The sequence below is a fragment of the Paenibacillus sp. J53TS2 genome, from assembly GCF_018403305.1.
In the GTDB taxonomy this organism is placed as follows: domain Bacteria; phylum Bacillota; class Bacilli; order Paenibacillales; family Paenibacillaceae; genus Fontibacillus; species Fontibacillus rhizolycopersici.
On record NZ_BOSK01000042.1, the window covers coordinates 1 to 255 of the forward strand.

The 255-nt window shown below is 52.2% G+C and carries 1 rRNA gene; it reads right to left on the bottom strand.

The annotated features are described in order from the left end of the window. Positions 1 to 255: ribosomal RNA gene (locus KJS42_RS22985) — 23S ribosomal RNA — on the bottom strand; the annotation flags it as partial.

Here is a 255-nt window from a genome sequence, read left to right on the forward strand (position 1 = left end):
TCACCTTTCCCTCACGGTACTGCTTCACTATCGGTCACTAGGGAGTATTTAGCCTTACCAGATGGTCCTGGCAGATTCATACGGGGTTTCACGTGCCCCGCACTACTCGGGATCCGTCTCGGAGGGTCCACACTTTCGATTACAGGGCTTTTACCTTCTTTGGCGGGCCTTTCCAGACCTCTTCGTCTAATATGAACCTTTGTAACTCCATGTGAGACGTCCCACAACCCCAAGGAGCAAGCTCCTTGGTTTAGG